Genomic DNA, 6,594 nt, shown 5'->3' with positions numbered 1-6,594 from the left:
GTTCTGTATTCGAGGCTGCCTTACATTAGCCTGCCAGTCGGCCGGCCGGGTTACGCGAGCGGTTAAGGCTGTTACCGTCTGTCACGGCGGGCGGGAAAGCCGTCGGCGGTGGCGGCCGGCCTTTCTATATATGTGGCTGACGGGTGGGTGCGACCCGCTGAACGAATGTCGAGCCCTGTTGACTGGCTGACGGATGCGCTCCCGGGGCCCGGAGCCTGAAATTCGAGACCAAATTGGGTAAAATTTGCCGATTTGGGGGTGTCGTGCTGAATCCGTTTGTTGTTTCTATGCAACCGTCAAGACGATGACATGAAAGAATGGTGCGATTAAAGCCTCCAAAATGCCCCCGTCAAGAAGTCAAAAACAAACGTCAAAACAAATACTTATAACGCGGCCCCATTTCTATTATTTCTAGTTCTGGAAAAGCTTATTTCTTTATTTGCGGATCGCTCCCCTAGGGTACACCCCTAAACTCACGGTTCCCAAACGGGCAACTATCCGGGCGCGGCCAGCAGGATCGATGGCGCTCCCGGGCGGTTGCAGACCGTTTATGAACAAGGTCGCGAGACCTGCCTCTTTTTAGAAGGGAGCTCCACGAATGAACAAGACTCTGATCGTTGCAGCAGCTGCAGCATCGTTTGCTACCGTCGCTCACGCGCAAAGCAGCGTCACGCTGTACGGCGTGCTGGACGCAGGCATCACCTACACGAGCAACGTCCAGCCGGCAGTCGGCCAAGCTGGCAAGTCGCGTTTCGCGATGGGTTCGGGCATCGACCAGAGCCGTTTCGGCCTGCGTGGCTCGGAAGACCTGGGTGGCGGCCTGAAGGCAATCTTCACGTTGGAAAGCGGCTTCAACATCGGTAACGGCAAGTTCGCGAACAGCAACGGCATGTTCAACCGCCAAGCTTTCGTCGGCCTGTCGAGCCAGTACGGCACGGTCACGCTGGGTAAGCAGTATGACGCAACGCAAGACTACCTGGCGCCGCTGACGGCAACGGGCTCGTGGGGCGGCACGTACTTCGCGCACCCGCTGAACCTCGACCGTCTGAGCACGAACGGTGATGTCGCTCAGAACAACACGATCAAGTTCACGAGCGCGAACTACGCTGGCCTGCAATTCGGCGGCACGTACTCGTTCTCGAACAACACGAACTTCGGCAACAACCGTGCATACAGCGCGGGCGCTGCATACCAGTTCCAAGGTCTGAAGCTGGCTGCTGCGTACTCGCAAGCGAACCTGGGTGACGGCACGAACGCAAACGGCGCAACGTCGTCGGCGATCGGTGGCATCGCTAGCCAAGGCCGCGTCCGCACGTACGGTGCTGCTGCTGGTTACGCATTCGGCCCGGCACAAGTCGGCGCTGCATGGACGCAAGCACGTCTGGACAACAACGCAGTTGGTCTGAGCACGCTGCGCACCGACAACTACGAAATCAACGCAAAGTACAACCTGACGCCGGCTCTCGGCCTGGGCGCTGCTTACACGTACACGAACGCGAAGATCAACAACGGCAGCACGCACTGGAACCAGTTCGGTCTGCAAGCTGACTACGCACTGTCGAAGCGCACGGACGTCTACGCACAAGCTGTGTACCAGCGTGCAGCGAAGAACGGCATTGGCGCATCGATCTACAACGGCAGCAACTTCAGCGACAACCTGCCGAGCTCGTCGATCAACCAAACCGCAGCAACGGTTGGTCTGCGTCACCGCTTCTAAGCGTGACGGCGGGGTAACCCGCTTCGCAGCATCGAAAAAGGCGCCTTCGGGCGCCTTTTTTTCGTCTGCGGAATGTGATGTCGTCGATTCGCGTCGTCCGGACGCAAAAAAGCGAGGCCTGTGCCTCGCTTTTCTCGTTGTGTGCCGCTGCGGCGCGATGCCGGCGGCAGTGGCTCAGCGCGTGTATTCGCCGTTGGCTTCCGGCTGGAACACGATCGCGGCAACCTTCATCAGCTTTTCGGTGCCGCTCGGCTGCATCACCTTGACCATCTGGCCGCGCTGGGTGCCCAGCAGGGCCATGCCGACGGGCGAGAAGACGTTCAGGCGGCCGAGCTCGAGATTGGCGGCGTCCGGGTAAACAATCGTCCAGGTGGCTTGTTCCTGGGTCGCTTCGTCGAGCAGCGTGATCTGCGAGTTCATCGTGACGACGTTCGCCTTGATGGCGTCGGGCTGGACGATGTCGGCGCGCTCAAGAAGCGTATCGAGCATCGTCTGGAAGCGCGGGTTGTGTTCGGCGTGCTTCTCGAGGCGAGCAACGTCGAGTTCGGTCAACTGGTAAAGGCGTTGTTTCATGGCAGTTCTCCAAATGATCGGCAGGGGCAGGCGTGGCGTGCCTATGGGGATCGCCCGGAGCCTGTCTGACCTGGCTCCGGGAGGAGACCGAGCCGTCAGATCAGGCGCCGGGCAGGGGCGAGCGGCGCCTGGGCCGTGCGTCGAGCGAGGGGATGCGCCGGATGACCGGCGCGCGCGCGCACGCCGGCCGGGCCGGACGGCGAAACCGAAAGGGGCGTGAGCGCGTACATGGTGGATGGAAGATCGACTGGCGAATAGAACCTTACGATTCTACAACACAACCTTCGGAATATGTGATTTGGCTGTCGGCATTTCGTCAGCGATTGTTGTGCGGGTGAAGCAAGTTGCGACGATATCGTTCAGGATTTGCCGGCGATTTTTGTCAAAATCGCAACGCTGTATGTTCAAACTAAGGGTTTCCCCTTGGGTTGGCGAGAACTACACTGGATTCAATCGCTTCAGACAGTCCTGCCGAGGCGACGCCATAAGAGAACATATACCGGAGGTAAATCATGAAGTCGGTCATCTACGCAGCTATCGCCGCATCCGTCCTTGCCACCCCGATCGCATCGTTTGCACAGTCCGAGCAGGGGCTGACGCGCGACTAGGTCAAGGCCGAGCTCGTGCAACTCGAACAGAACGGCTACAAGCCGCTGGCGAGCGATTCGCAGTATCCGGACAACATCCAGGCCGCGGAACAACGCATTCAACCGAACCAGCCGATGCTCGCGCAAGCCGATACGAGCGGCTATGGCGCCGTGGCGACGGGTGCCGGCCAAGCCGGCCGTCGCATGACGCGCGAAGCACCGAATCCCGTGAACTCGGTCTACTTCGGCAACTGAACGTCCCCGGGTCTGCCCGAGCGCACCGCTTGATCGACGAGACGCGCCCCCGTTGCGCGCGTCATTCGCCCGCAGGAGCAGAACCTCCGTCGCCGCATTCCGGCGGCTTTCCGCCCAGACGCTCGCGCGTTTGGGCCTTTTTTGCTGGGGTGGGTCAGGCGGACGTGACCGCGGGCGTGCCGTGGATATAGTGTTCGAGCTGGCTGATCGTGAACTGCTGATCGGCAATCACGCTCTTGACGAGGTCGCCGATCGAGATGAGGCCGACCAGCTTGCCGCCGTCGAGGACGGGCAGGTGGCGCATCCGGTGCTCGGTCATCAGTGCCATGCACTCGTCGGTGGATTGCGACGGTTCGACGTAGCGCACCTTCGCCGTCATGATTTCCTCGACGCGGGTGGCTTTCGACGAGCGGTCCTGCAGGACGACCTTGCGCGCGTAGTCGCGCTCGGTGACGATGCCCGCGATGTCGTCGCCGTCCACGACCAGCAGCGCGCCGATGCCCTTTTCCGCCATCAGCTTGATGGCGTCGTAGACGAGATCGGTCTTCGTGACGGTGTAGATGGTGCGGCCCGAATCCGGCTTGGCCTTGAGAAGCTGCGCGACAGTCGTGCTCATTCGCTTTCTCCGTGTGCAGGTCGATGCTGGGCAGGCAGGGTGCGATGCTTGTCACCCGATGAGCCCAGTATAGCCGTGCAGGTGGCGGCAGTCGCGTGACGATTCCAGATTAGCGGTAAACTCCGGTCACGCACTATCCACACAACTCCTACATTCCTGAACGTTTCGATTGAATTCATGATGTCTTCGCGTCCCCAATCGCCCACGCCGGGCAACGGCCAGGCCGACGAGTGCGTGACGCTCGTCGCTACGGCGTCGCTGCCCACGCGCTACGGTACGTTCACGTCGTACGCTTTCCGCGTATCCGGCAGCGATGCCGAACATCTTGCACTCGTGATGGGCGACGTCGCCGGCGAGCAGTCCGTGCTGACGCGCCTTCATTCCGAATGCCTGACCGGTGATGTATTCGGCTCGTACCGCTGCGACTGCGGCGAGCAACTCGATCTCGCATTGCGCTACATCGCGGCCGAAGACCGCGGCGTGCTGCTGTATCTGCGCGGCCATGAAGGGCGCGGGATCGGCCTGAGCAACAAGATCCGTGCATACGCGCTGCAGGAGCAGGGGCGCGACACCGTCGAGGCGAACCTCGACCTCGGCCTGCCCGACGATGCCCGCGAATACGACTCGGCCGCGGCAATCCTCAGGATCCTCGGCGTGACGTCGGTGCGGCTGATGAGCAACAACCCGGCTAAATTCGACACGCTCGCGAAGCACGGCATTCCTGTCTGCGAACGCGTCGCGCTTGCGGTGCCCGTGCGCGAGGAAAACGAGCGTTATATCCGCACGAAGCAAACGAAGTTCGGGCATTACTTCGAAGAAAACGAGTAATCGCCCCGGGCGCTCCGGCGCCCGTTTCTCGTCACCTGTTCCCTGGATCGTCGCCGGCCAAGGCGACGATTTCCATTTCCCCTTCGTCCGTTCCGCTTTCGGGTTTGCGACGGCGCTCGCGTGACGTCGCCTGAACGATCCGTCTCCCCCATGTCCAAACCGTCGAAGATCGAAACCGAGCGTTTGACGCTGCGCCGCTGGCGGCCGGCGGATGCGGGCGCGCTGTCGGCGATGCATGAGGATCCGGACGTGACCACGTGGCTCGCGTGCGGTCCGATGTCCGTTGACGAGGCGAGCGACGTCATCGCGCGCTTCGACGCACATTTCGATGCACACGGTTTCGGCCCATGGGCAGTCGAGCGTCGTGTCGATGCGATGTTGATCGGGGTGTGCGGCCTGTCGCGCGAAGTGCGTGCAACGCATCCGATGGCACCGTGCGTCGAGATCATGTGGCGGCTGGCGCGCCACGCCTGGGGGCAGGGCTACGCAGCCGAAGCGGCCGCCGCCGCACTGGCCGACGGGTTCGACCGGGTCAGACTTGGCGAGATCTTCGCGTGGACGGCCGACACCAACCAGCGATCACAGCACGTGATGCAGCGGCTCGGCATGCAGCGTCAACCCGCGCGAGATTTCGACCATCCTGCATTGCCGGAAGGGCACGCGCTGCGCCGGCACGTCGTATATGCTGCCCGCGCCGCCGGCCTGGCCGGCGCGTAACGGCTCACACGTGTTCGCCCGTCAGCGCCACGTGCCGTTCTGCAGCACAATCCGGTAGCCGTCGGCATCCTCGAAAGTCTGGCCGGATATTTCCCAGTACGGATTGAACGACGTTACCGGCATGAAGCCATGCTCTGTGGCGCGCGCGCAGGCGGCTTCCCATTCCGGCCGATCGGGCAGGTAGAACACGATCAGGTCTTCGGGCGTCGGCGACGGCGCGATCGGATGATCGGGGCAGTGCGTGAATTCGAAGTGATAGTCGAGGCCGTCACGCCCGAGCATCACGCCGGAAAAGCCGTCGTGATCTTCAAAGCGATAGAGCACCGACAGCTCGAATGCTTCGCGATACATGCGCTCGGTGCGGGTGAGGTTACCAACGGGGCGGGCAATGCGCAGATGGGCGTGCAAGATGACCTCGGCGGGGCAGTGGCGGGCCGGTCAATGATAAGTCCGCTGATCCGCGTTGCGTGAGGCAAGCGGATGACATCACCATGCGTCGCGTCTGACGAGTGCGCCGGAGCGGAAGCGATATGGCCCCGCAAAGTGTGCAGGCAAGAAAAAGCCCGCTACATTGAGCGGGCTGAATCCATGTTTGGAGACATGGAGGAGACAGACGTAAATTTAAGGGAAAACCCGAGGCATGGCAAGCCCTAGTTGTATCGATACAACTTCCTGTTGCATCGCACTCACATACCGCCAGCCCGGGCGTGCGCCGCAAACGCTTTGAAACGCTCCTGCGCGACCGGTAACGCGTACTTGTCGCGCATCTCCGTCTCGATCCATGCACAGGCCTCGCGCGCGCAGTCGGTCAGCGCGTGCCGCGTCGCGTGCCCGTCGATGTCGTAGACGAAGCGCACGCCGACTTCGTCGTCGGCCACTTGCCGCTCGAGCTGGTTGAGCTGCAGTTGCGACCCATGCTGTTGCGACAGCGCACGCAATTCGTCGAAGTGATATTCGAGCCAGTCGGCAAAGAACAGTGCGTCGCTGTGGCAGGGCAGCCGGAAGGCCGCGCTGCGTGACGGGCGCGGCCCGGCTTCGCTGGCCGACGCGTGCGGTTCGCCGTCGGTGGTGATGGACGTGTCGACGGGCGCGAGCGGTTGCCGAATTCGGCGGTAGGGCTCGCGATCGCGCAACGCATGCCACAGCAGTTCGTCACCGGCGGCGCCGGACGGCTGCATCGTCAGGTCATGCCGGCCTTCGCCGGCCGGAGCGATGTCGCGGATCACGAGGCGCAGCGAGCAGAGCGGCTCGTCCGCGACCAGCAGCGTCGCCGCGCGCGGAGCTCGGAAGAGCACACGTCT

At 62.3% G+C, this 6,594-nt stretch carries 7 protein-coding genes and 1 pseudogene; 4 read left to right on the top strand and 4 right to left on the bottom strand.

The window, feature by feature from the left end; all coding sequences use genetic code 11:
* The first annotated feature begins 598 nt into the window (after positions 1 to 598).
* On the top strand, positions 599 to 1,717 hold the full coding sequence (locus G3N99_RS32135; protein ID WP_174946240.1) for a porin: 1,119 nt from the start codon (positions 599 to 601) through the stop codon (positions 1,715 to 1,717).
* Positions 1,718 to 1,891: 174 nt separating this feature from the next.
* On the opposite strand, the gene G3N99_RS32130 is transcribed toward G3N99_RS32135, so the two are convergent.
* The gene (locus G3N99_RS32130; protein ID WP_105392045.1) at positions 1,892 to 2,290 is read right to left on the bottom strand and encodes a GreA/GreB family elongation factor; all 399 of its coding nucleotides are present in this window, start codon (positions 2,288 to 2,290) and stop codon (positions 1,892 to 1,894) included.
* 512 nt (positions 2,291 to 2,802) lie between these two features.
* On the opposite strand from G3N99_RS32130, the pseudogene G3N99_RS32125 reads away from it, so the two are divergent.
* Positions 2,803 to 3,132: pseudogene (locus G3N99_RS32125) on the top strand (DUF4148 domain-containing protein).
* Positions 3,133 to 3,286: 154 nt separating this feature from the next.
* Here G3N99_RS32125 and G3N99_RS32120 read toward each other — a convergent pair.
* Complete coding sequence (locus G3N99_RS32120) at positions 3,287 to 3,748, bottom strand: CBS domain-containing protein (RefSeq protein ID WP_011354633.1); 462 nt, start codon at positions 3,746 to 3,748, stop codon at positions 3,287 to 3,289.
* Between the two features lie 177 nt (positions 3,749 to 3,925).
* Between G3N99_RS32120 and ribA the strand changes: the two genes are divergently transcribed.
* Together ribA and G3N99_RS32110 are read left to right on the top strand one after the other, a co-directional pair.
* Positions 3,926 to 4,576, top strand: coding sequence for a GTP cyclohydrolase II (ribA, locus tag G3N99_RS32115; RefSeq protein ID WP_069260282.1), 651 nt, complete (start codon positions 3,926 to 3,928; stop codon positions 4,574 to 4,576).
* A gap of 150 nt (positions 4,577 to 4,726) precedes the next feature.
* Positions 4,727 to 5,293, top strand: a complete 567-nt coding sequence (locus G3N99_RS32110; RefSeq protein ID WP_174944924.1) for a GNAT family N-acetyltransferase — start codon at positions 4,727 to 4,729, stop codon at positions 5,291 to 5,293.
* 21 nt (positions 5,294 to 5,314) lie between these two features.
* Here the strand turns inward: G3N99_RS32110 and G3N99_RS32105 are convergent, their stop codons facing one another.
* Together G3N99_RS32105 and G3N99_RS32100 are read right to left on the bottom strand one after the other, a co-directional pair.
* The gene (locus tag G3N99_RS32105; protein WP_174944926.1) at positions 5,315 to 5,701 is read right to left on the bottom strand and encodes a VOC family protein; all 387 of its coding nucleotides are present in this window, start codon (positions 5,699 to 5,701) and stop codon (positions 5,315 to 5,317) included.
* A 278-nt stretch (positions 5,702 to 5,979) separates the two neighbouring features.
* Positions 5,980 to 6,594: hypothetical protein (locus tag G3N99_RS32100; RefSeq protein WP_206124386.1), on the bottom strand; the 615-nt coding region annotated here is incomplete at its 5' end.

This window comes from Burkholderia sp. Ac-20392 (genome assembly GCF_017104585.1).
GTDB lineage: Bacteria > Pseudomonadota > Gammaproteobacteria > Burkholderiales > Burkholderiaceae > Burkholderia > Burkholderia lata.
The sequence above is the reverse complement of the archived record's forward strand: the minus strand, read 5'-3'. Positions and strand labels throughout refer to the sequence as shown.